We start from the raw sequence: 22,815 nt of genomic DNA, 5'->3' as shown, positions 1-22,815 counted from the left end.
CTCACTACTGTCCGTCGAAACCGAGGAGGACGGAGCCTGAGAGCGATGACCGAAGTATCGGTGGCCAAGGAAGACGTGGCCGCGTCCGGCGAACTGGTCGTCCTGAGGAGCGTCAACAAGCACTTCGGCGCGTTGCACGTACTCCAGGACATCGACCTGACGATCGCCCGCGGCGAGGTCGTCGTCGTCATCGGGCCCTCCGGGTCCGGCAAGTCGACCCTGTGCCGCACCATCAACCGCCTGGAGACCATCGACTCGGGCACGATCGCGATCGACGGCAGGCCGCTGCCCCAGGAGGGCAGGGAACTGGCCCGGCTGCGGGCCGACGTCGGGATGGTCTTCCAGTCCTTCAACCTCTTCGCGCACAAGACGGTGCTCGAGAACGTGATGCTCGGCCAGGTCAAGGTCCGCCGGGCCGACAAGAAGCAGGCCGAGGAGAAGGCCCGGGCCCTGCTGGACCGGGTCGGTGTGGGCAGCCAGGCCGACAAGTACCCGGCGCAGCTCTCCGGCGGCCAGCAGCAGCGTGTCGCCATCGCGCGGGCGCTGGCGATGGGCCCCAAGGTCATGCTCTTCGACGAGCCGACCTCGGCGCTCGACCCCGAGATGATCAACGAGGTGCTGGAGGTCATGCAGCAGCTCGCCCGGGACGGCATGACGATGATCGTCGTCACCCACGAGATGGGCTTCGCCCGGTCGGCCGCGAACCGGGTGGTCTTCATGGCGGACGGCCGGATCGTCGAAGAGGCCACGCCCGACCAGTTCTTCAGCAACCCGCGCAGTGACCGGGCCAAGGACTTCCTGTCGAAGATCCTGCACCACTGACCGCCAGTCCCCCGCCCCGGCCGCCCGGTCCGGGCGGACCGCCCTGACCGGTCGGTCCACCTCGACCTCCCGGTCGACCGCGGCCTCCCGGTCCGCCAGGGCCCCTCGGTCCGCCGTGGCCGGCCGGTCCAGGAGGGCCGCCCCGGCCGCCCGCCCGGCCGGCCCCCTCCTCCTCATCAGACGAAGGATGTTCACCATGCAGCTCCGCAAGGTCACCGCCGCCTCGGCCGCCGTGCTCGCCCTCGCTCTCTCCGCCACGGCATGCGGCGGCGACGACAACGACTCGGGCGGTGGTTCGGGCGGCGGGAAGCAGATCAAGGTCGGCATCAAGTTCGACCAGCCCGGCCTGGGTCTGAAGGAGCCGGACGGCTCCTTCTCCGGCTTCGACGTGGACGTCGCCACCTACGTCGCCAAGCAGCTCGGCTACCAGCCGGACCAGATCCAGTGGGTGGAGACGAAGAGCGCCGACCGCGAGAACGCGCTGGCCCGCGGCGACGTCAAGTTCATCGCCGCCACCTACTCCATCAACGACGAGCGCAAGCAGAAGGTCGACTTCGCCGGCCCCTACCTGCTCGCCCACCAGGACCTGCTGGTGAAGAAGGACTCGGACATCGTCAAGGGCACGGACCTCAACGGCAAGAAGCTGTGTTCCGTGACCGGTTCCACCTCGGCGCAGAACATCCAGAAGACGATCGCCCCGAAGGCCAACCTGCGCCAGTACAGCGGCTACTCGGAGTGCATCGCCGGCCTGCAGAGCGGCGCCGTGGACGCGGTGACCACCGACGACTCGATCCTCGCGGGCTTCGCCGCGCAGGACAAGTACAAGGGCCAGTTCAAGCTCGCCGGTCTGAAGCTGAGCAACGAGAACTACGGCGTGGGCGTGAAGAAGGGCGACAGCGCGACCGTCGACAAGATCAACAAGGCGCTGGAGAAGATGGTCTCCGACGGCTCCTGGCAGAAGGCCGTGGACGCCAACTTCGGCCCGGCGAACTACAAGAACGAGCCCGCGCCGAAGATCGGTCAGCTGGTCCAGTAGGGCGGCACCCACGGCCTTCCGCCCGCACCGGGCCGGCCGGGCCCGGCCCGGACGAAGGGCGCGGCCCAAGGGCCCGGCTGAAGGGCCCGGCCGAAGGCCTCAGCCGACGCAGGAATCCGGCAGGTAACGCAGGCTTCCACGGGCGCGCCACCGCCCACCGCTTCCCGGGCGGTGGCGCGCCATGCCCTCCACGTACGCCACACACCCGGAAGCGCGGGAGATCGTGTTCGACTTTCTTGAAGGCTACGACGTCCTAGGGGCGTTCTGGACGACGGTGGAACTGACCGTCCTGTCCGCCGTCGGCTCCCTGGTCTGGGGCACCCTGCTGGCCGCCATGCGGGTCAGCCCCGTGCCCCTGATGCGCGGCTTCGGGACCGCGTACGTCAACATCGTCCGCAACATCCCCCTCACGGTCATCATCATCTTCGCCTCGCTCGGCCTCGCCGACATCTTCGGGGTGACGATGGGCGCTTCCGACGACTTCGACCTCCAGGGCTTCCGCCTGGCGGTGCTGGGGCTGGCGGCCTACACGGCCGCCTTCGTCTGCGAGGCGATCCGCTCCGGCATCAACACGGTGCCGCTCGGGCAGGCCGAGGCCGCCCGCGCGATCGGGCTGAGCTTCAGTCAGACCCTGCGGCTGATCGTGCTGCCGCAGGCCTTCCGGACGGTCATCGGCCCGCTGGCCAACGTCCTGATCGCCCTGACCAAGAACACCACGGTCGCGGCGGCCATCGGCGTGGCCGAGGCCGCGGCCCTGATGAAGACGATGATCGAGAACGAGGCCCAAACGCTGGCCATCGGCGCGGTCTTCGCCTTCGGGTTCGTCGTCCTGACCCTGCCCACCGGCCTGTTCCTCGGCTGGCTCAGCAAGCGCCTGGCGGTGAAGCGATGAGTTCCGTCCTGTACGACACCCCCGGCCCCCGCGCCAGACGGCGCAACGCGCTCCTCTCGGCCGTCTTCGTCGTCCTCCTCGCCCTCCTGCTGTGGTGGATATGGCGGGCGATGGACGACAAGGGCCAGCTGAAGTGGGCCCTGTGGGAGCCGTTCACCACCGGGCAGGCCTGGACGACCTATCTGCTGCCGGGCCTCGGCAACACCCTGAAGGCCGCGGCGCTCGCCATGGTCATAGCCCTCCCGCTGGGTGCGGTGTTCGGCATCGCCCGGCTGTCCGACCACCGCTGGGTGCGCGTCCCGGCCGGTGCGGTGGTGGAGTTCTTCCGGGCCATCCCGGTCCTGCTCCTGATGCTGTTCGCCAACGAGTTCTACGTCCGCTCCACGGATATCCCCAGCGACGAACGGCCGCTCTACGCGGTCGTCACCGCCCTGGTGCTCTACAACGCCTCGGTCCTGGCCGAGGTGGTGCGTGCGGGCATCCTGGCCCTGCCCCGGGGGCAGATGGAGGCGGCGTACGCGATCGGCATGCGCAAGGGCCAGACCATGGCGAGCATCCTGCTGCCGCAGGCCGTCACCGTGATGCTGCCCGCCATCGTCGGCCAGCTCGTGGTCATCGTGAAGGACACCGCGCTGGGCGGCGTGATGCTGCAGTTCCCCGAGCTGCTGAACGCCCGCAGCACGGCAGCGGCCAACTACGCCAACGTCATCCCCAGTTTCATCGTGGTGGCGCTCATCTACATCGTCCTGAACTTCGCCCTCACCTCCTTCGCCTCCTGGCTGGAGGCCAGGCTGCGGCGCAGCAAGCGCGGCACGGGAGCGGTGCTCGGCGCCGAGGACGTGCAGGAACTCAACGCCGCGGAGGTCGGCGGCACCTTCGGCACCGGGGCCGGCGGTACGGTCTGACGCCGCCGGGGCCGACGGCACGCTCCGACGGCCGGCGGCACGGTCCGCGGGCCGGCGGCACGAGCGGCGGCCGGCGACCCGTGGTCCGCGGGCACCGGGTGCGGGTGCGGAGGCAGTGGTCGGGCGGCCACTGCCTCCCCCGTTCAGGTGGCATGATCGCCACGGCCCCGGTCGCTTGACGCAAACACCGCCAATGGGTTGCATACGTTGTGTGATCGTGCACCCCGCTCCACCTTTCTGTTCACCCACGTCCGCCGGCGCATCACCGCGGGCAGGGGGTGCCGCGTCGTGGACCCGGTGATCATCGTCGGAGCGGGGCCCGTCGGCCTGACGCTCGCCCTGGCACTGGCGCGTCAGGAGGTGCCGTCCGTGGTCCTCGACGAGGGCCCGGGCAAGGACGAGCCGCGTCCGGCACGCACGGTCGTCCTGCGCGAGGACACCACCGCTCTGCTGGAGCGGCTGACCGGCACGGCGCTCGGCGAACAGGGCGCGCACTGGGCCGGATGGCGGTCGCTCAGGCGCAGACAGGTGATGCGTGAGATCAGTTTCGCCGACGGTGGCCAAGGGGCCGAGGAAGCCGGCGGACCCGAGGGAACCGGAGGCGGCACCGCCATCGCCGGGACCACCGACTCTCCGGGCACCGATGCCACCGGGATGTCCGCACCGCTGCACCTGGCCCAGCATGTGCTGACCGGTGCGCTGCGTGCCGCCGTCGCGGACGAACCGCTGGTCCAGGTGGCCGTGGACAGCCGCCTGGACGCCGTCGAGCAGGAGCGCTCCGGCGTCAGCGCTCACACGCGCGGCCCCAAGGGCACCTGGTGGCGCGGCAGTTACCTGGTCGGCTGCGACGGCCCCCGCTCGACCGTGCGCAAGCTCCAGGACATCCGCTTCCCCGGCCGTACGGCGGTGGAGCGGCACGCCGTGGCCGCGCTGCGGACGGAACTTCCCTGGCCCGGACGGGCGTTGCTGCACCGGATGCCGCCGTGGCGGACGTCGGGGCCCTCGGCCGGGGAGGTGACCGCCCGGCCCCTCCCGGACGGCGTGTGGCGCCTGGACTGGCTGCTGCCGCCGGGCAAGGACCTGGTCACCCCCGACCTGCTGGTGACCCGCATCCGCGAGACCCTCGCGGGCTGGAACGGCGGCTCCACACCTCCGTACGACCTCCTCGACACCGGTGTCCACACCGTGCACCACCGACTGGCCCGCCGGTGGCGCGTCGGCCGGGTCTTCCTCGCCGGGGACGCGGCCCACCTGCTCGGCGCGTTCGGCACCCAGGGCCTGGACGAGGGGCTCAGGGACGCCGACAACCTGGCCTGGAAGCTGGCCGTGGCCTGGCACCACGGCCCCCGCGACACCCTGCTGGACAGCTACCAGGCCGAACGGCGCGCGGTGATCGCCGCCCGGCTGCGCGCCGCCGACCAGGCGCTGCCGGTGCTGCGCGCCGGTGGCGGACTGCGCAGCTACGTCCCCGGCACGGCCCGGGGCCACGACGCCCTGCTCACGGACGGCCACCTGGGGCGCGGCCCGCTGGGCGCGCCGGGCGTGTACGCCGGTTCACCCCTGGCGCCCGAGCCCTCGGAGGCGGAGATCGAGGTGGGCACGCGGCCCGGGGCACCGGTCGCCGACGTACGGGTCACGGCGGAGGACGGCAGCTTCGTACGGCTGCGGGACCGGCTCGGCCGCGACGCGCTGCTGGTCGTGCTGATCGCGCCGGGCACGGGCGTGTGGGAGCGCAAGCACTGGATGTCCGCCGGGATCATGCCCCGGCTCGCGGCCGCGGTGACCGCCCTGCCGCACCCCGCCGAACTGCTGGTCGCCGAGAGCTACCCGGGCGCGCCGGCGCACAGCGTGCTGCTCGTGCGCCCCGACGGCCACCTCGTCACCGCGCTCGGCGGTGTCCGCCCGGCCGACCTGTACTCGGCGGCCGAGGCGGCGGTGGGTGGCGTCGCGGTGCACGAGGAGGCGCAGGAGGCTGCGCAGGAGGAGGCGCAGGCGGGCTCCGGCGCGCGTTGACCGCGGCTCCGGTCACCCTCCGTCCACATAGTGACGGTGAGTTGACCGGTCTGCACCGGCATGCTGTACTCCGGAACGTGACCGACACCTGTGTGCGCCTGTGGCGGAGGGTCCATATGGACCTCGTCCGCTATGCGGGCTGCGTGTGTCGCCCGTCCTGCTGAATCCGCTTCCGGTTCCGCTTCCGGCCCTCCGGTTTCTTCCGGCCCCGGCTCCCCGGTTCTCTCCGGGTCCCGGCCCGGGCCCGTTCCGGCTCCGTACGGTTCCGGTCCTCCGGTTTCCCTCCGGCTCTTCTCCGGCTCACTGCGGGCGCCGCCGCGCGCCCCCTCGGCGAACGCTTCCCAGGACGGTTCACGTGTCTGCCTCCCCCTCCCCTGCCCCCCTCTCCACCGCCGCCTCCCCGGCCGCTCCTCCCTCCTCCGCGCCCTCTCCGGCTCCGGCCGCTCCCGCCGCCGAGCCGGGCCGCCGGGGCGCCGGTGCGACGCCCACCGAGGCGGACCTCCTCGACTTCGTGCGGCGCACCGCCGCCGACACCGAGCTGATCGCCTCGCTGCCGCTCGACCCGGAGGGCCGTACCTGGGTGCGGCTGGAGGGCCCCGGCGGCAGTGAGGCCTGGCTGATCGGCTGGCCGCCGGGCTCCGGCACCGGCTGGCACGACCACGCCGACTCGGTCGGTGCCTTCCTGACCGCGGCCGGCGAGCTGAAGGAGTACTCGCTCGCCGCCCGTCTTCCCACCGACGGCTGGAAGACCCTGGAACTCACCGACGGCGTGGACCGCGAACGCCGGCTGCCCACCGGCCAGGGCCGCGCCTTCGGCCGCCACCACGTGCACGAGGTGCTCAACGAGTCCCCCGACCGCCACGCGATCTCCGTGCACGCGTATTACCCGCCCCTGCCGCGCATCCGCCGTTACAGCCGCACCGGCCAGGTGCTGCGCCTGGAGCAGGTCGAACGCCCGGAGGACTGGCAGTGAGCGGCACGGACGGACAGCGGGTGGGCATCGACGAACTGCTGGAGCGGGTGCGCACCGCCTACCGGCGCGTCGAGGCCCGGGAGGCCTACGACGCGGCGCGCACCGGTGAGGCCCTGCTGGTCGACATCCGGTACGCCGCCCTGCGCGACCGGGACGGCCTGATCCCCGGTGCCCTCGTCATCGAGCGCAACGAACTGGAGTGGCGGCTCGATCCGCAGGGCAGCCACCGCGTCCCGGAGGCCACCGGGCACGACCTGCGGGTGGTGGTGGTCTGCAACGAGGGCTACGCCTCCAGCCTGGCGGTCGCCTCCCTGCACCAGCTGGGCCTGCACCGGGCGACGGACCTGGTGGGCGGCTTCCAGGCCTGGCGCGCGGCGGGCTGCCCGGTGGCCGCCTGAGTCCGACCGTGCCGGACTCGCCCGGTTCGTTCGGCTCCGCCGCTGTCGGCGCTCAGTCCTTCGCGGTCGCGACCGTCACCGCCCGCACTCGCAACGCCGCGCGTCCCGGCAGGGCGGTGGCGGCGAGGGCGAGGAGGCCGGCGACGGCGACGACGCTCACGTAGAGCAACGGCGTGACGGTGGGAGCGGCGCGGCCCGTCATGCCGACGCTGAAGGCGGTCAGCACGGCGAGGGCGATGCCGCTGCCCAGGGCCGCGGCGAGCAGCAGTACCGACAGCGCCTCGGTACGCAGCATCCGCAGCACCTGCCGGCGGGTCGCGCCGGCCAGCCGGAGCAGCGCGAACTCCCGGACGCGCGCGGAGACCGACATGGCGAGCGTGTTGACCGCGGCGATGGCGGTGAAGGCGAGGACGAGTCCCATGGCCAGGTAGTTCACCTCGGCGTTGGCCTGCTGCCGGTCCGCCTGGAGCGAGTCGGCGGCCGCCGGGGAGAGAATCCGCAGCCCAGGGAACTCGACGAGCGCGGCCGCGAGGTGTGCCCGGGTACGGCTCGTGCTGACCAGGACGGTGGAGGCGAGCGGGTTGTCGACGTGCCGGGCGACGAGGTCGTGCGCGAACGTGAGGTCGCCGAAGCCGAGACCGCGGGCGTAGACGGCGGCGACGGTGACCGTGACGGGCGTGCCGTCGCCGAGCGTGAGCCGCACCGTGCTGCCCGGCGTCAGGTGGTGCTGGTCCGCGGCCAGTCCGCTGACGGCGACGGTGTCCTCGGCGAGCCCGTCCAGGGAGCCGGCGGTGACGCGCGGGTCCCAGGTGCGGGTGAGCCCCGCGGGGGTGACGCCTTGGGCGGCGTACTTGTCCAGGCCGATCCGGACGGTCGTGCGGACCACCTCGGTGACGGCGTCGCCGCCGGTGCGCAGCCGCCGTGCCGCCTCGGCCGGGACCCCCGGTCCCGTGGCGACGACCACACGGTCGGCGGTGACACCCGCACGGGCCTGGGAGCGGGCGGCGTCCCCCAGGGTCGACTGGACGAACAGGACGGTGCAGGTCATGCCGACGAGCAGGGTGAGCGGGGTGACGACGGAGGCCATCCGGGCGGCGTTGCCGCGCAGGTTGGCCCGCGCCAGCCGGCCGCCGGGTCCGGTGAGCCGCAGCGGCCCGGCGAGCAGGAACGCGGCCGCCCTGACCAGCAGCGGGCCGAGCAGCGCGACGGACGTGGACAGCACCACGACGGCGAGGAAGGTGACCGGGGTCGAGGCGGGTTCGGTGCGCAGGGAGGTGAGGACGGCGACGAGGACGCCTCCCCCGGCGAGCAGCAGCAGACCGGCGGCGATACGTCCCCGGGCGGGGCGGGGGCGTTCGCTCCTCGCCTCGGCCAGGGCCTCGGTGGGGCGGATACGGGCGATCCTGCGGGAGGCCACGCGCACGGCGGCCCAGGCCCCGAGGACGGTGGCGGCGAGCGCCGCGAGCGGCGGGGCGAGGCCGGCGGTGTGCTCCAGCGTGCCCGGCACGGCCCCCAGAGCGACGAACCTGGCGTACAGCAGGCCGCCCAGGGGAATCCCGAGGGACGCGCCCGCCGTTCCGGCGACCGTACCGACGATCAGCGCCTCCCGGCCGAGCAGCCCGCGGATCTGACCGGGCGTGGCGGCGATGGCGCGCAGCAGGGCGAGTTCGCGGTGGCGCTCCTGCACGGAGAGCTGGAAGGTGCCGACGACGACGAGTACGGCCACCAGCAGCGAGGTTCCGCCCATCGCGCCGCCCATGCTGACCAGCCGGGTGCGGGCCGCGGCGGCGTCCAGGAACTCGACGGGGCCGCGCGCCTGTCCGGTGCTGACCTGTGCGGTGGTGCCGTGCAGGGTCCGCGCCACCTCCTGGCGCAACCGCTCCGTGTCCGTGCCCCGGGTGGGCAGCACGCCGAACGCGGTGACCTGCCCGGGATGGGCGGCCAGCCGGCGGGCTTCGGCGGCGGAGAAGAACAGCGCGCTCTGGTGGCGCACGTCGGTGGCCGGGGCGGCGATGCCGGTGACGCGGTAGCTGCGCGGCGCCCGCGTCGACTGCACGGTGAGCCGGTCACCGGGCCGGAGGCCGGCCCGGGTGGCGAGGTCGCGGTCGACGACGAGGTCACCGGCCGCCCCGGGCGCGGTCCCGGCGGTCAGCCGGTACGGGGTCAGCGCGGCGGAGGTCCAGGCGTGCCCGTAGGCGGTACGGCCGCCGGTGCCGCCCGGGACCGAGGGCTGCGCCAGGAAGGTCAGTTCGGGCACGACCCGGGCGACTCCCGGAGTACGGGCGAGGGTGGCCGCCAGCCGGGCCGGCAGCCAGGCACGCTCGGCGATGGGCTTCGCCTTGTGCTTGACCTTGGTCCTGCCCTTCTTGTGCTTGACGGTGGTGCGGTGCACGTACTGGTCGGCGGAGACCACGACGGGGGCCGCCGCGTAGCGTTCGGTGCGGATCGTGCCGCGCAGACCGGTGTCGAGGAGGGAGCCGCATGCGGAGATGAGGGCGGCCGCGCACATCAGGGCGAGGAACGCGCCCAGGAATCCGGCCTTGCGGGCTCGAACGGTCCGGAGGGCGTAGCGCAGCAGCATGGATCGGGCTCTCTTCTGTTGTCCGCCGGGTGGCCGGCACCGCCCCGTCCGGGCGCTGTGCCGTGCGTCCAGCCTCGGCCACGCGGCAGCCCGCGGGCATTGCGGTGACCCGGCGTCTTCTGCGGGGGCTAGCCCCACCCCGCGAGCCCTTCGTGCGGGCGCGCCCCAGCCCTGCGGCGGCTCAGATCCCCTCGTCGGGGAAGTCCGTCTCCTCGCCCTCTTCCTCCAGCGCCTGCCGGACGACCCGCAGCGCCATGCCTTCCGGGTAGCCCTTGCGGGCGAGCATCCCGGCGAGGCGCCGTATCCGCTTGTCCCGGTCCAGGCCCCGGGTGGAGCGGAGCTTGCGGGCGACGAGGTCGCGGGCGGTCGCCTCCTCCTGCTCGGAGTCGAGCTGGGCGACGGCCTCGTCGATCAGCGTGGAGTCGACGCCCTTGGTCCGCAGCTCCCGGGCGAGCGCGCGCCGGGCCAGTCCGCGGCCGTGGTGGCGGGACTCCACCCAGGCGTCCGCGAACGCGCCGTCGTTGATCAGACCGACCTCCTCGAACCGGGACAGCACCTCGTCGGCCACGTCCTCGGGGATCTCCCGCTTCCGCAGGGCGTCGGCGAGCTGCTTCCGGGTGCGCGGGGTCCCGGTGAGCAGGCGCAGACAGATCGCCCGCGCCCGCTCAGCCGGGTCCCCAGGGGGTTCCTCCCGCTCGGCCCTCGACAAGGAGGAGGACCCCCCGTCCTCACCGGCCGGCTCCCCGGAGCCGCGCCGGCGTCTCCCGCGGCCGCGGCCACCGCGCGGTCCGCCGCCCGACGGCCCGTCACCGCTGCCGCCGCAGTAGCCGTCGCCCCCGTGGCCGTCGGCTCCGTCGGCGTCCGCGGCCCGGGCCGCGCTCTGCCCGGCGCTCCTCCCCCGTGGAGCACCGGGGGAGACGTCCTCGTACTCGGCCCAGTCGGTTCGTCGCGTCACGGGTCAGCTCTTGGCTGCGGCGGCCTTGGGCTTGGTGGCCTTGGCCGCGATCGCCGGAGCGGGCACCGTCTTGGCGGCGTCGTCGGCGGTGGCGGTCGCCGCGTCCGTGCCCTGAGCGGTGGCGGGCTCCTCGGGGCGGACGCCCACGCCCAGCTTCTCCTTGATCTTCCGCTCGATCTCGTTGGCCAGGTCGGGGTTGTCCTTGAGGAAGTTGCGCGCGTTCTCCTTGCCCTGGCCGAGCTGGTCGCCCTCGTACGTGTACCAGGCGCCGGCCTTGCGCACGAAGCCGTTCTCCACGCCCATGTCGATCAGGCCGCCCTCGCGGCTGATGCCCTGCCCGTAGAGGATGTCGAACTCGGCCTGCTTGAAGGGCGGCGCGACCTTGTTCTTGACGACCTTGACGCGGGTGCGGTTGCCGACCGCGTCGGTGCCGTCCTTCAGGGTCTCGATACGCCGGATGTCGAGCCGCACCGAGGCGTAGAACTTCAGCGCCCGGCCACCGGTCGTGGTCTCCGGCGAGCCGAACATCACGCCGATCTTCTCGCGGAGCTGGTTGATGAAGATCGCGGTGGTCTTGGACTGGTTGAGCGCGCTGGTGATCTTCCGCAGGGCCTGGCTCATCAGGCGGGCCTGGAGACCGACGTGGCTGTCGCCCATCTCGCCCTCGATCTCGGCGCGCGGCACGAGCGCGGCCACCGAGTCGATGACGATCAGGTCGAGGGCACCGGAGCGGACCAGCATGTCCACGATCTCCAGCGCCTGCTCGCCGTTGTCCGGCTGGGACAGGATCAGGTTGTCGATGTCCACGCCGAGCTTGCGCGCGTACTCGGGGTCGAGGGCGTGCTCCGCGTCCACGAAGGCCACCTGGCCGCCGGCCTTCTGCGCGTTCGCCACCGCGTGCAGGGTCAGGGTCGTCTTACCGGAGGACTCCGGGCCGTAGATCTCCACGACGCGGCCGCGCGGCAGACCGCCGACGCCGAGGGCCACGTCGAGCGCGGTCGAGCCGGTCGGGATGACCTCGATGGGCTCCTTGGACCGCTCGCCCATGCGCATGACCGCGCCCTTGCCGAATTGCCGTTCAATCTGTGCGAGTGCGGCTTCGAGCGCCTTCTCGCGGTCGGTTCCTGCCATGGGTTCCACCCGGTTTGCTTGAGTCGATCGCTTCACGTCAAAGACGCTAACGCCTGCCACTGACAATGCGTCCCGACGTCGGCCCGGCCTGTGGATAACTCGGGCACTTCTCCACGCAAACCGTGTCGAAACACCCGTCGAGAGCCTCACCTGAGCCTCGCCTGAACCCTCATAAGAACGGATGTTCGATTTTGGTGTCAAGCGCGCCACGCGGCACCGCCGCGCGGCTGCTCCCGGCGGCGTACGGCGGGTGCCTCCGGGCGGAGGACGACCGGGCGGGCCGCTCCCGGGAGCCTGGGCCCATGAACCGTCCACGCCTCGCCGAACGCCTGTGCCACGCGACCGGGCTGCTCCTCGTCCTCTCCGGCCTCGCGCACCTGGTGGTGTTCGCGGTGGACGGCGGTCCCTGGGACGGCCCCGTCTCCTGGCGCAAGCCCGTCACCTTCGGGCTCTCCTTCGGCGTGACGCTGATCGCGGTCGCCTGGGTCACGTCGTGGCTGCGCGTCGGACCGCGCCTGCGCACCGTCCTGCTCGTCGTGTTCGCCGCGGACTGCGTCGTGGAGGTCGGCGGCATCACCCTCCAGGCGTGGCGCCGGGTGCCCTCGCACCTCGACATGGAAACCCCCTTCGACACGGCGGTGTCGATGACCCTCGCGGCGGGCGGCGCGGTCCTGGTGGTCCTGCTCACCGTCTTCGCGGTGGCGTCCTTCCGGCACCGGCCGGCCGGACCCGCCGGGATGGCGCTCGCGGTACGGTCCGGGTTCGCGATCCTGCTCGTGGCGCTGGCCTCGGGCGCCGTGATGATCGCGCGCGGGGTCGTGCTCACCCGCACCGGCCACCAGGAGGCCGCCTACCGCTCCACGGCCCCGCTCAAGCCGCTGCACGGGGTGAGCCTGCACGCCGTGCTGGTCCTGCCCGCCCTGGCGTGGCTGCTGTCGCGCACCGCGTGGAGCGAGGGGGCGCGACGGCGGATCGTCGCCGCGGCGGCCTGCTGCTACGCGGCCGCCGTCGCGGCGGCCGGGGTCTGGGCGGTGCTCACCCGGTGACCGGGCCTGGAGCACATCACCGCTGCCGAGCGGCGGTCACCCGGCACGCCGTCCCTGCTCGGCGCCCTCAGTCGGCGTCCCGGGCCGGTCGGACGGGACTGCCGGACCCGTCGGCTCCGACGGGTACCTCAGCCGCGTCGGCCTCGGCGGGCTCCCCGGCGTCCGCGGAGGGCTCCGCCGTGTCCGGGCGCCCGGGCCCCGGCCGGCGCGCGCGCCGGAACGGCCCGGGGCCGCCCGGCCCCCGCCCGCGGTGCCCGTGCACGCGCGGGTCGTCGGTGACGGCGTACCGCTTCACGTACGCCCCCAGGAACGCCTGGAGGGTGGCGACCGCGGGGATGGAGATCAGCGCGCCGACGGCGCCCAGCAGCGCGGTGCCGGCGATGACCGAGCCGAAGGCGACGGCCGGGTGGATGTCGACGGTCTTGGAAGTCAGCTTGGGCTGCAGGACGTAGTTCTCGAACTGCTGGTAGATCAGGACGAAGAGGAGCACCCACAGCGCGTACCAGGGGTTGACCGTGAACGCGATCAGCATCGGCAGCGCACCCGCGAGGTAGGTGCCGATGGTGGGGATGAACTGTGAGACCAGACCCACCCAGACGCCGAGCACGGGCGCGTACGGCACGCCCAGGGCCTGGAACAGGACGTAGTGCGCCACCCCGGAGACGAGGGCCATGAGGCCGCGGGAGTACAGGTAGCCGCCGGTCTTGTCCACGGCGATCTCCCAGGCCCGCAGCACCTCGGCCTGCCGGGCGGGCGGCAGGACGGAGCACAGGGCGCGGCGCAGCCGGGGCCCGTCGGCGGCGAAGTAGAACGAGAACAGCGCGACGGTCAGCAGCTGGAACAGGCCGCCGAGCACCTGGGCGGAGACGTCGAGGACACCGGCCGCGCTGTTCTGCGCGTACTTGCGCAGCCAGTCGGAGTGCAGCAGCCCTTCCTGCACGTCCACCCGTCTCAGCTCGGTGTGGAAGGTCTGGTTGACCCAGTGGATCACCGAGTCGAGGTACTGCGGGAAGCCTTCGACCATCTTGATGATCTGACCCGCCAGCATCGAGCCGAGCAGGGTGACGAACCCGGCCGTGACGATCACCAGGCCGAGGAAGACCAGGAAGGTGGCCAGGCCCCGGCGCATCCCGCGGGCCGCCATCCAGCTCACCGCGGGCTCTATGGCCAGGGCCAGGAAGAACGCGATGAGTATGTTGATCAGCAGGCCCGTGAGCTGGTGGAACGCCCAGCTGCCCAACTGGAAAGCGGCTATCAGCGCGAGCGCGAGCACCAGGGCGCGTGGCAGCCAGCGCGGCATGCGGGCGGCCGGGGCGACGGTGTCGCCGGCGGGGGGCCGGGCGGGCGGTGTCGTGCCGGACGGGGGTGCGTGCCGGGCGTCCGGCTCATTTTCGTCAGTGGGTGCCACGGTGCAAGTCTCGCCCACTCAGGCGGCAGCTTGCCGCCGGCCTGCCGTGGCGGGTGCCTTTCAGCGCCTCTCCCCGGGGACGTTCATGACGGAGCAGACCACGCGCCACACCTCCTTGGCGTCCCAGCCCGCGTCCAGCGCCTGGTGCACGGTGCGTCCGCCCAGCTCCGTCATGACGTGGTCGCGCGCGAAGGTGTCGGCGTACCCCGGACCGAAGTGTTCCGCCATCCGCTGCCAGAAGACCGTCAACCGCATGACACCAGTATCCCGCCCCTGAGGGTGGGCCCCGCCCGGGTCCGCTCACCGGGGCCGCACTGCGCCCCTACGGTCTGATCCATGTCCGACACCGGAGCCTCCCCGCTCGCCTCCACGCCCCCGGCGCACTCTCCGCTCTCCCGCGCCGAGCACTTCGTCTGGCTCACCGCGCGCGTGCTGGAGCGGCGGCTGTTCGCCCACCACTTCCTGGACGGCGGCCCCGACCCGGTGGAGACGGCGCTGGACGCCTACCGCAACGAGGACGGCGGGTACGGCCACGCCCTGGAGCCCGATATGCGCGGCCCCGTCAGCCAGCCGCTGCACACCGCGCACGCGCTGCGTGTCCTGGACGCCATCGGCCGCTGCGGCGGACAGCGGGTGGAGCGGGTGTGCCGCTATCTGACCTCCGTCTCGACGGCGGAGGGCGCCCTGCCGGCGATCCGTCCCGGCCGGCGCGGCCGTCCGGTGGCCCCGTTCATCCCCGTGGTGGACAACCCGCCCGGCGAGCTGCTGGCGACCGGCCCGGTGGTGGGGGTGCTGCACCGCAATCAGGTGTGGCACGCCTGGCTGTTCCGGGCCACCGACTTCTGCTGGCGGGCCGTGGACGGCCTGGCCAGCTCCCATCCGTACGAGGTGCAGGCCGCCGTGGCGTTCCTGGACTCGGTGCCCGACCGCGCGCGTGCCCAGGCCGCCGGCGACCGCCTGGGCCGCCTGGTGCGCGAACAGCGGCTCGCCGCCCTGGACCCGGACCGCCTCGACACCTCGCCGGTCGCGTCCGGCTACGCGCCGGGGGAGCATCACTTCCCGTACGACTTCGCGCGGACCCCGGGCTCCCTCGCGCGCGGGTGGTTCACGGACGAGGAAATGACCCGCTCTCTGGACTTCCTCGCCGCCGAACAGCGCACGGACGGCGGCTGGCCGGTGCGCCGGCGCCAGTGGGCTCCGGGCAGCGCGCTGGAGGGCCGCCCCCGGGTGACGATCGAGGCACTGCACACCCTGAGGGCGTACGGCCGCCGCGTGGACTGACCCGGCCCGCCCCTCACCCCGTGAGGGCCCGCACCCCCGCGGTCACGGCCACCGCGGCCGCGACGACCACCAGGAACGGCGCGCGCAGCACCAGCGCCACGGCGGCCGCCGCGAGGCCCGCGGCCCTGGCGTCCAGCACCAGCGTGCGGCCGTCGGCGAAGGTCTGCTGGGCCGTGAGGGCGGCGAGCAGGGCGACGGGCAGCAGGGCGGCGAGCCGCCTGACGAGCGGCCGCTCCAGAGCGGCGGCGGGCACGAGCAGGCCGGCGAGTTTCACGGCGTAGCAGCCGAAGACGGTCGCGGCGACAGCGATCCAGGTGTTCACCGGTCCTCCTCCCCCTCGTCCGCTCCGGCGCCGGCCCCGGCCGAGGGGCCCGGGCCGACGGCCTCGTCCGTCGCCCGCGCCGCGTCCCCCTTCTCCGCCGGTGGCGGCGGTGCCTGACCGCGGTGTCCGGCGCGCCGTCCCGCCACGAACAGGGCGGCCGGGGCCGACAGCGCGGCGACCAGCACCGGCACGCCCGCGGGCAGGACGGGCAGCAGGCCCAGCCCGAGCAGCACAGCAAGGCCCGCGACCACGCGTTCGGTACCCGTCCTGATCATGGGCGCGAGCAGTGCCAGGAAGACGGCGGGCCCGGCCGCGTCCAGCCCCCAGGCGTCGGTGTCGCCGATGGCCTCGGCGCCGAGCGCGCCGAGCAGCGTGGTGAGGTTCCACAGCAGGTACAGGGTGATCCCGGTGACCGTGAAGCCGAGCCGCGCGGCGCGCCGCGTCGGCTGGGCCAGGGCCACCGCCGTGGTCTCGTCGATCACCCACTGGGCGGCGAACGGCCGCACCGCGCGCGGGAGGGCCAGCACCTGCGACAGGCGCAGCCCGTAGAAGGCGTTGCGGACGCCGAGGAAGAAGGCCCCGGCGGCGGCCGTGAGCGGTCCGCCGCCGGCCGCCAGCGCGCCCACCAGGGCGAACTGGGAGGCCCCGGTGAACACCAGGAGGCTGAGCGCACAGGTCTGGAGCACGCCGAGCCCGCTGCCGGCCGAGGTCACCCCGAAGGCGAACCCGGACAGCCCCACCGCGATCCCGACGCCCAGGGCGTCCCGGACGACGGAGGCATCGGGCTTGGCCGCCTCGGGCCGTATGTCTGCTGAAGCTGTTGGTTGTGCCACGCACCGAACGGTACGGGTGTCCGTCAGCCCGGGTCTTGTACGTTCTTGCGCTCGCGCTGGTACGCCCCGGGAGGAACGCCGACGATCCGGGCGAAGTGCCGGTTGAGGTGCGGCTGGTCGGTGAAGCCGACGGCGACGGCGGCCTCGGCCGGTGCGGTCCCGGCGTCCAGCAGCAGCCGTGCCCGGCGCACCCGCGCATCGGTCAGCCAGGCGTGCGGTGGCATGCCGTAGGCCTCGCGGAAGGCGCGCAGCAGCGGGAACGGACTCGTCCCGAGGCCGTCGGCGAGCTGTTGCAGCGTCGGCGGCGCGGCCATCCGCTCCTGGAGGACCGCACGCGCGCGTGCCGCGGTCCGGGCTCCGGCCGTGCGCACGCGCCGCTGCGGCAGCGGGCCGCCGTTGAGCCGCAGCAGCCGGGTCACCGCCACACGCAGCAGCGTGTCGGCGGCCAGCGCGTTGCCCTCCTCGGCGGCGCGCAGCACCTGGTGCACCAGGTGGACGCTGCGGGGGTCGTCGAGCACGGGTGCGGTGAAGCCGGGGGAGCCGCTCAGGGTGGTGGTCTCCGCGGCGATGGCGGCCACCACCTCGGGCGCGGGGTAGAGCGCGCCGTACCGCCAGCCCTCGGGGACGCCCGCCCGGCCGGTGTGCGGGGTGTCGGGATTGACCAGCGCCAGGGTGCCGGCGCCCGCGGCGACGTCCGAGCCCCGGTGGTGGAAGACCTCGACGCCGTCGGCGATGGCCGCGATGACGAAGTTCTCGTGGGTGTGCCGGACGAAGGTCTTGCGGATGTAGCGGGCGCGCAGCAGGTCGACGCCGGGCAGTTCGGCGTACTGCCAGTGCCGCGCCCGCTCGCCCGTAGCCGCCATGTGCCCATTCTCCGCCTCCGCAGTGCCGCGGGCCCGGCCGCCCTCGCGCCCCGGCGCCTCCCGGTCTCCGCTTCACTCGCGTCCACGCAGGTCAGGGCGTTTGTCAGTGGCGGGGTGCAGGATGGACGCATGGTCAGCTCCGCCCACCGAGCCCTCGACGGCTTCTCCCCCGCGACCCGCGCCTGGTTCACGGGGGCCTTCTCCGCGCCCACCGCCGCCCAGGCCGGCGCGTGGCAGGCCATCGGTGAGGGCTCGGACGTGCTGGTGGTGGCCCCGACCGGCTCCGGCAAGACGCTCGCCGCGTTCCTCGCGGCCCTGGACCAGCTGGCCTCGACGCCTCCCCCGGCCGACGCCAGGAAGCGCTGCCGGGTGCTGTACGTGTCGCCGCTGAAGGCCCTCGCGGTCGACGTCGAGCGCAACCTGCGCAGCCCGCTCACCGGCATCCGCCACGAGTCCGTCCGCCTGGGCCTGCCCGAGCCCGAGGTGAAGGTCGGCATCCGCTCCGGCGACACCCCGGCCGCCGAGCGCCGCGCCCTGGCCACGCGCCCGCCGGACATCCTGATCACCACTCCGGAGTCCCTGTTCCTGATGCTGACGTCCGCCACGCGCGACGCGCTGACGGGCGTGGAGACGGTGATCCTGGACGAGGTGCACGCGGTCGCGGGCACCAAGCGCGGGGCGCACCTCGCGCTGTCCCTGGAGCGGCTGGACGAGCTGCTGCCCAGGCCGGCCCGCCGGATCGGCCTGTCGGCGACCGTCCGCCCCGTGGACGAGGTGGCCCGCTACCTCTCGCCCCGCCGCAAGGTGGAGATCGTCCAGCCGGAGTCCGGCAAGGAGTTCGACCTCTCGGTGGTCGTCCCGGTGCAGGACATGGGCGAGCTGGGCGGCGCCCCGGCGGCCGACGCGACCGACGGCGCCGAACGGCCGTCGATCTGGCCGCACGTCGAGGAGCGCATCGCCGACCTGGTGCAGGCCCACCGCTCGACGATCGTCTTCGCCAACTCGCGCCGGCTCGCGGAGCGGCTGTGCAACCGGCTCAACGAGATCGCGTACGAGCGGGCCACCGGCGAGCCGCTGGAGGAGCACCACGCCCCGGCCGAGCTGATGGGCGGCTCCGGCGCGGCCCAGGGCGCCCCGCCGGTGATCGCCCGCGCCCACCACGGCTCGGTCTCCAAGGAGCAGCGCGCCCTCGTCGAGGAGGACCTGAAGGCCGGCCGGCTGCCCGCCGTGGTCGCCACGTCCAGCCTGGAGCTGGGCATCGACATGGGCGCCGTCGACCTGGTCGTGCAGGTGGAGTCCCCGCCCTCGGTCGCCTCCGGTCTCCAGCGCGTGGGCCGCGCCGGACACCAGGTGGGCGCGGTCTCCACCGGCGTGGTCTTCCCGAAGTACCGGGGCGACCTGGTGCAGGCGGCCGTGGTCACCGAGCGGATGCGCACCGGGGCCATCGAGGCCCTGAAGGTGCCCGCCAACCCGCTGGACGTGCTCGCCCAGCAGCTCGTCGCCATGACGTCGATGGACGCCTGGCAGGTGGACGACCTGGTCGCCCTGGTCCGCCGCGCGGCCCCGTTCGCCTCGCTCCCGGAGTCGGCGTTCACGGCCGTCCTGGACATGCTCGCGGGCCGCTACCCCTCCGACGCGTTCGCCGAGCTGCGACCGCGTGTGGTGTGGGACCGCGTCACGGGCGTCGTCACCGGCCGCCCGGGCGCCCAGCGCCTCGCCGTCACCTCCGGCGGCACGATCCCCGACCGCGGTCTGTTCGGGGTCTTCCTCGCCGGTTCCGACCCCAAGAAGGGCGGCGGCCGGGTCGGCGAGCTGGACGAGGAGATGGTCTACGAGTCCCGGGTGGGGGACGTCTTCACGCTGGGCACCAGCTCCTGGCGCATCGAGGACATCACGCGCGACCGCGTCCTGGTCTCCCCCGCCCCCGGGGTGCCGGGCAGGCTGCCGTTCTGGAAGGGCGACCAGCTGGGCCGCCCGCTGGAGCTGGGCCGGGCGCTGGGCGCGTTCCTGCGCGAGGTCGGCTCGCTGTCCGAGGAGGACGCCCGGCTGCGGCTCCTCGCCGCCGGCCTCGACACCTGGGCCGCGGACAACGTCCTGGCCTACCTCGCCGAGCAGCGCGAGGCCTGCGGCCACGTCCCGGACGACCGCACGATCGTCGTCGAGCGGTTCCGGGACGAGCTGGGCGACTGGCGGGTCGTCGTCCACTCCCCCTTCGGCGCCCAGGTCCACGCCCCCTGGGCCCTCGCCCTCGGCGCCCGCCTCTCCGAGCGCTACGGCATGGACGCCCAGGTCATGCACGCCGACGACGGCATCGTGCTGCGCCTGCCGGACGCCGACCTGATGGGCCTGGACCTGCTGGACCAGGAGCCCGCGAAGGCCGGTAGCGCGTACGACAGCGAGCAGGCGCCGGTCGGCGCGGCGGACGTCGGCTTCGACAAGGGCGAGGTCGAGCAGATCGTCACCGACCAGGTCGGCAGCTCGGCCCTGTTCGCCGCCCGGTTCCGCGAGTGCGCCGCCCGCGCGCTCCTGCTGCCCCGGCGCTCCCCCGGCAAGCGCACCCCGCTGTGGCAGCAGCGCCAGCGCGCCGCCCAGCTGCTCCAGGTGGCGAGCGAGTTCGGCTCGTTCCCCATCGTCCTGGAGGCGGTCCGCGAGTGCCTCCAGGACGTCTTCGACGTCCCCGGTCTCGTCGAGCTGATGGGCGACCTGGAGTCCCGCAAGGTGCGCATGGTCGAGGTCACCACCCCCGAGCCATCGCCCTTCGCCCGCTCCCTGCTGTTCGGCTACGTCGCCCAGTTCCTGTACGAGGGTGACTCCCCGCTCGCCGAACGCCGCGCCGCCGCGCTGTCCCTGGACTCCCGGCTGCTGGCCGAGCTGCTCGGCCAGGCGGAGCTGCGCGAGCTGCTCGACGCCGAGGTGCTGACGGAGCTGGAGCGTGAGCTGCAGTGGCTCAGCGAGGACCGGCGCGTCAAGGACCCCGAGGGCGTCGCCGACGTGCTGCGGCTGCTGGGCCCGCTCACCGACGCCGAGCTGGCCGAGCGGGGCGCCGAACCGCAGTGGGCCGCGGAGCTGGCCGCCGCCCGCCGGGCCATCCGGGTCCGGATCGCCGGCGCCGAGCACTGGGCGGCGATCGAGGACGCGGGCCGCCTGCGGGACGCGCTCGGCACGGCGCTGCCCGTCGGGGTGCCCGAGGCGTTCACCGAACCGGTCAAGGACCCGCTCGGCGACCTCCTCGCCCGCTACGCGCGCACCCACGGTCCCTTCACCTCGGCCACGGCCGCCGCCCGCTTCGGCCTGGGCGTGGCCGTCACCGACGGCGCCCTCCAGCGGCTCGCCGCGAGCGGCCGTGTCGTCCAGGGCGAGTTCCATCCGGCGGGCATCGGCCAGGAGTGGTGCGACGCGACCGTGCTGCGCCGGCTGCGCCGCCGTTCCCTGGCCGCCCTGCGGCACGAGCTGGAACCGGTCGCGCCGGCCGCGCTGGCCCAGTTCCTGCCGCAGTGGCAGCACGTCGGCAGGGGCCACGGCCTGCGCGGCATCGACGGACTGGTGCGCGCCGTCGAGCAGTTGCAGGGCGCCTCCGTGCCCGCGTCGGCCCTGGAGAAGCTGGTCCTGCCCTCGCGCGTGGCGAACTACAACCCCTCCATGCTGGACGAACTCACCTCCGCCGGCGAGCTGGTGTGGGCGGGCGCGGGCGCGCTGCCCGGCAAGGACGGCTGGGTCTCCCTGTACCTCGCGGACGCGGCCCCGCTGCTCCTGCCTCCGCCCCACCCGCTGGAGCTGACCGCGCTGCACCAGTCCGTGCTGGACGCGCTCTCGGGCGGGTACGGGCTGTTCTTCCGTCAGATCGCCGACCAGGTGCGCGCCACCACGCACCCGGAAGCCACCGATCCGCACCTGGCCGACGCGGTCTGGGACCTGGCGTGGTCCGGACGGCTCACCAACGACACGCTCAGCCCGATGCGCTCCCTGCTGGGCTCCGGCCGGACCGCGGGCTCCACGGCCCACCGCGCCAAGCGCGCCGTCCCGCGCGGGCGTTACGGCTCCCTGACGACCGCCGCCCGGGCCACCTCCCGCGGCGGCCCGCCCACCGTCGCCGGCCGCTGGTCGCTGCTCCCGGCCCGCGAACCGGACGCGACCGTGCGCGCCCACGCGCTGGCCCGCACCCTGCTCGACCGGCACGGAGTGGTCACCCGGGGCGCGGTCGCCGCCGAGGGCGTCGAAGGCGGCTTCTCCGCGGTGTACCGCATCCTGTCCGCCTTCGAGGACAGCGGGCAGGCCAGGCGCGGCTACGTGGTGGAAGGGCTCGGCGCCGCCCAGTTCGCCATGGACGGGGCGGTCGACCGCCTGCGCGCGGTCTCCAACGCCCGCGAGCGCGGCGACGGCCGGCCCGCACCGGGCCCGGCCGACGGCGGCACGCCGGGCCTCCCCGGCACCGGCGCCCCCGGCTTCGGCCCCGGCGGCGCCCGCGCCGCCGGGGGCGACGGCTCCGGCGGCTTCGCGCGGGCCGGCTCCGCCGCCTTCGGCAGCGACGTCTTCGGGGCCGTCCCGGCGCCGGGCGGCGGCCGCCCGGCGCCCGACCCCTTCGCGGCGGCTCCCGGTGACCGCGCCGCCGCCGGTCCCTTCGACGACGACCCCTTCGACGGCGGCCACGCCTTCGCCGGCCCCGACAGCGACGCGGGCGGGCCGCCCGACGACCATCCCGCCGCCCAGGGCGACTACGTCTCCCCCCGGGATGTGTCCTCCGGCGCCGCCCCGGCCGACCCCTTCGCCGCCCCCGGCTACGGCGGCCCCCGCAGCGGCGGCCCGACGTACCCGTACGGCCCGGGCGGCGACAACCAGGCCTTCGGCGGCCGCCGTACCCGCGCCCAGACCCCCGACACCCGTGCCGTGGTGCTCGCCGCCGCCGACCCCGCGAACGCCTACGGCGCCGCGCTGCCCTGGCCGGAACCGCCGACCGGGGCCGGGCACAAGCCCGGCCGCAAGGCGGGCTCGCTCGTCGTCCTGGTGGAGGGCGAGCTGACGCTGTACATGGAGCGCGGTGGCAAGACCCTGCTGGCCTGGCCCGCCTCCGCGGACACCGCGGCCACCGACGATCCCCGCCTGCGCACGGCGGCCGACGCCCTCGCCGGGGCCGCCCGCGCCGGCTCCCTCGGCACGGTCACGGTGGAGCGCGTCAACGGCGCCTCCGCCCTGACCTCCCCCATCGGCACCCTCCTGGAGGCGGCGGGCTTCATCGCGACCCCGCGTGGCCTGCGCCTGCGCGCCTGAGCCCGGCCCGTGCAGCAGCGCCGCGCCACGCCGCGCTCTCCGGAGCCCCCTCTCCGGAGCCCTCTCTCCGGGCCACCGGCCCGGCCCCCGT

Annotated in this window: 18 protein-coding genes and 1 pseudogene; 11 read left to right on the top strand and 8 right to left on the bottom strand. The window is 74.2% G+C overall.

Annotated features, from left to right (window positions below; all coding sequences use genetic code 11):
* The first annotated feature begins 45 nt into the window (after positions 1-45).
* The 8 genes from ACZ6CZ_RS08555 to ACZ6CZ_RS08520 all read left to right on the top strand — a co-directional run bounded on the left by ACZ6CZ_RS08555 (position 46) and on the right by ACZ6CZ_RS08520 (position 7,039).
* Positions 46-822, top strand: coding sequence for an amino acid ABC transporter ATP-binding protein (locus ACZ6CZ_RS08555; RefSeq protein WP_469016687.1), 777 nt, complete (start codon positions 46-48; stop codon positions 820-822).
* A gap of 196 nt (positions 823-1,018) precedes the next feature.
* Entirely contained in the window at positions 1,019-1,858 is an 840-nt protein-coding gene (locus tag ACZ6CZ_RS08550) for a glutamate ABC transporter substrate-binding protein (RefSeq protein ID WP_469016685.1), read from the top strand.
* A 223-nt stretch (positions 1,859-2,081) separates the two neighbouring features.
* Entirely contained in the window at positions 2,082-2,750 is a 669-nt protein-coding gene (locus ACZ6CZ_RS08545; protein WP_469017870.1) for an amino acid ABC transporter permease, read from the top strand.
* On the top strand, positions 2,747-3,655 hold the full coding sequence (locus tag ACZ6CZ_RS08540; RefSeq protein ID WP_469016682.1) for an amino acid ABC transporter permease: 909 nt from the start codon (positions 2,747-2,749) through the stop codon (positions 3,653-3,655). The genes ACZ6CZ_RS08545 and ACZ6CZ_RS08540 overlap by 4 nt, the downstream gene beginning before the upstream one ends.
* Before the next feature lie 288 nt (positions 3,656-3,943).
* Positions 3,944-5,668 (top strand): FAD-dependent monooxygenase, encoded by a 1,725-nt coding sequence (locus ACZ6CZ_RS08535; RefSeq protein WP_469016680.1) that lies wholly within the window; start codon positions 3,944-3,946, stop codon positions 5,666-5,668.
* 77 nt (positions 5,669-5,745) lie between these two features.
* A complete protein-coding gene (locus ACZ6CZ_RS08530; protein ID WP_313960178.1) occupies positions 5,746-5,832 on the top strand; it encodes a putative leader peptide in 87 nt (28 codons plus the stop codon).
* Positions 5,833-6,023: 191 nt separating this feature from the next.
* Positions 6,024-6,641 (top strand): cupin domain-containing protein, encoded by a 618-nt coding sequence (locus tag ACZ6CZ_RS08525; protein ID WP_469016677.1) that lies wholly within the window; start codon positions 6,024-6,026, stop codon positions 6,639-6,641.
* Positions 6,632-7,039, top strand: a complete 408-nt coding sequence (locus ACZ6CZ_RS08520) for a rhodanese-like domain-containing protein (RefSeq protein WP_469017867.1) — start codon at positions 6,632-6,634, stop codon at positions 7,037-7,039. Before ACZ6CZ_RS08525 ends, ACZ6CZ_RS08520 begins: the two co-directional genes overlap by 10 nt.
* 52 nt (positions 7,040-7,091) lie before the next feature.
* On the opposite strand, the gene ACZ6CZ_RS08515 is transcribed toward ACZ6CZ_RS08520, so the two are convergent.
* The 3 genes from ACZ6CZ_RS08515 to recA form a co-directional block, all read right to left on the bottom strand.
* Entirely contained in the window at positions 7,092-9,620 is a 2,529-nt protein-coding gene (locus tag ACZ6CZ_RS08515; protein WP_469016675.1) for an ABC transporter permease, read from the bottom strand.
* A gap of 181 nt (positions 9,621-9,801) precedes the next feature.
* Entirely contained in the window at positions 9,802-10,575 is a 774-nt protein-coding gene (recX, locus tag ACZ6CZ_RS08510; RefSeq protein ID WP_469016673.1) for a recombination regulator RecX, read from the bottom strand.
* A 3-nt stretch (positions 10,576-10,578) separates the two neighbouring features.
* The gene (recA, locus tag ACZ6CZ_RS08505) at positions 10,579-11,706 is read right to left on the bottom strand and encodes a recombinase RecA (protein ID WP_469016670.1); all 1,128 of its coding nucleotides are present in this window, start codon (positions 11,704-11,706) and stop codon (positions 10,579-10,581) included.
* 302 nt (positions 11,707-12,008) lie between these two features.
* On the opposite strand from recA, the gene ACZ6CZ_RS08500 reads away from it, so the two are divergent.
* On the top strand, positions 12,009-12,752 hold the full coding sequence (locus ACZ6CZ_RS08500; RefSeq protein WP_469016667.1) for a hypothetical protein: 744 nt from the start codon (positions 12,009-12,011) through the stop codon (positions 12,750-12,752).
* A gap of 67 nt (positions 12,753-12,819) precedes the next feature.
* Here ACZ6CZ_RS08500 and ACZ6CZ_RS08495 read toward each other — a convergent pair whose 3' ends face one another.
* Positions 12,820-14,160, bottom strand: a complete 1,341-nt coding sequence (locus tag ACZ6CZ_RS08495) for an AI-2E family transporter (RefSeq protein WP_469016664.1) — start codon at positions 14,158-14,160, stop codon at positions 12,820-12,822.
* A 60-nt stretch (positions 14,161-14,220) separates the two neighbouring features.
* A complete protein-coding gene (locus ACZ6CZ_RS08490) occupies positions 14,221-14,415 on the bottom strand; it encodes a DUF3046 domain-containing protein (protein WP_469016662.1) in 195 nt (64 codons plus the stop codon).
* An 81-nt stretch (positions 14,416-14,496) separates the two neighbouring features.
* Between ACZ6CZ_RS08490 and ACZ6CZ_RS08485 the strand changes: the two genes are divergently transcribed.
* Positions 14,497-15,441 (top strand): hypothetical protein, encoded by a 945-nt coding sequence (locus ACZ6CZ_RS08485; protein WP_469016660.1) that lies wholly within the window; start codon positions 14,497-14,499, stop codon positions 15,439-15,441.
* Between the two features lie 13 nt (positions 15,442-15,454).
* On the opposite strand, the gene ACZ6CZ_RS08480 is transcribed toward ACZ6CZ_RS08485, so the two are convergent.
* The 3 genes and pseudogenes from ACZ6CZ_RS08480 to ACZ6CZ_RS08470 all read right to left on the bottom strand — a co-directional run.
* Positions 15,455-15,763 (bottom strand): AzlD domain-containing protein, encoded by a 309-nt coding sequence (locus ACZ6CZ_RS08480; protein WP_469016658.1) that lies wholly within the window; start codon positions 15,761-15,763, stop codon positions 15,455-15,457.
* The gene (locus tag ACZ6CZ_RS08475) at positions 15,760-16,596 is read right to left on the bottom strand and encodes an AzlC family ABC transporter permease (protein WP_469016655.1); all 837 of its coding nucleotides are present in this window, start codon (positions 16,594-16,596) and stop codon (positions 15,760-15,762) included. Before ACZ6CZ_RS08475 ends, ACZ6CZ_RS08480 begins: the two co-directional genes overlap by 4 nt.
* Positions 16,479-17,459, bottom strand: a pseudogene (locus tag ACZ6CZ_RS08470) (AraC family transcriptional regulator); the annotation flags it as partial. The pseudogene ACZ6CZ_RS08470 and the gene ACZ6CZ_RS08475, both read right to left, overlap by 118 nt.
* 129 nt (positions 17,460-17,588) lie before the next feature.
* Here ACZ6CZ_RS08470 and ACZ6CZ_RS08465 point away from each other — a divergent pair.
* Positions 17,589-22,724: an ATP-dependent helicase gene (locus ACZ6CZ_RS08465; RefSeq protein ID WP_469016652.1), complete on the top strand. Its 5,136-nt coding sequence runs from the start codon at positions 17,589-17,591 to the stop codon at positions 22,722-22,724.
* Positions 22,725-22,815 lie beyond the last annotated feature (91 nt).

The sequence above is a fragment of the Streptomyces sp. NPDC041135 genome, from assembly GCF_055592085.1.
Note: the sequence above shows the minus strand (reverse complement) of the source record. Positions and strands in the feature narration are given on the sequence as shown.

Bases quoted from the DNA above. Each gene is read 5' to 3' on its own strand.
- ACZ6CZ_RS08500 (WP_469016667.1), top strand. From the start codon at position 12,009: ATGAACCGTCCACGCCTCGCCGAACGCCTGTGCCACGCGACCGGGCTG.
- ACZ6CZ_RS08555 (WP_469016687.1), top strand. From the start codon at position 46: ATGACCGAAGTATCGGTGGCCAAGGAAGACGTGGCCGCGTCCGGCGAA.
- ACZ6CZ_RS08540 (WP_469016682.1), top strand. From the start codon at position 2,747: ATGAGTTCCGTCCTGTACGACACCCCCGGCCCCCGCGCCAGACGGCGC.
- ACZ6CZ_RS08490 (WP_469016662.1), bottom strand. From the start codon at position 14,415: ATGCGGTTGACGGTCTTCTGGCAGCGGATGGCGGAACACTTCGGTCCG.
- ACZ6CZ_RS08465 (WP_469016652.1), top strand. From the start codon at position 17,589: ATGGTCAGCTCCGCCCACCGAGCCCTCGACGGCTTCTCCCCCGCGACC.
- ACZ6CZ_RS08515 (WP_469016675.1), bottom strand. From the start codon at position 9,620: ATGCTGCTGCGCTACGCCCTCCGGACCGTTCGAGCCCGCAAGGCCGGA.
- recA (WP_469016670.1), bottom strand. From the start codon at position 11,706: ATGGCAGGAACCGACCGCGAGAAGGCGCTCGAAGCCGCACTCGCACAG.
- ACZ6CZ_RS08485 (WP_469016660.1), top strand. From the start codon at position 14,497: ATGTCCGACACCGGAGCCTCCCCGCTCGCCTCCACGCCCCCGGCGCAC.
- ACZ6CZ_RS08550 (WP_469016685.1), top strand. From the start codon at position 1,019: ATGCAGCTCCGCAAGGTCACCGCCGCCTCGGCCGCCGTGCTCGCCCTC.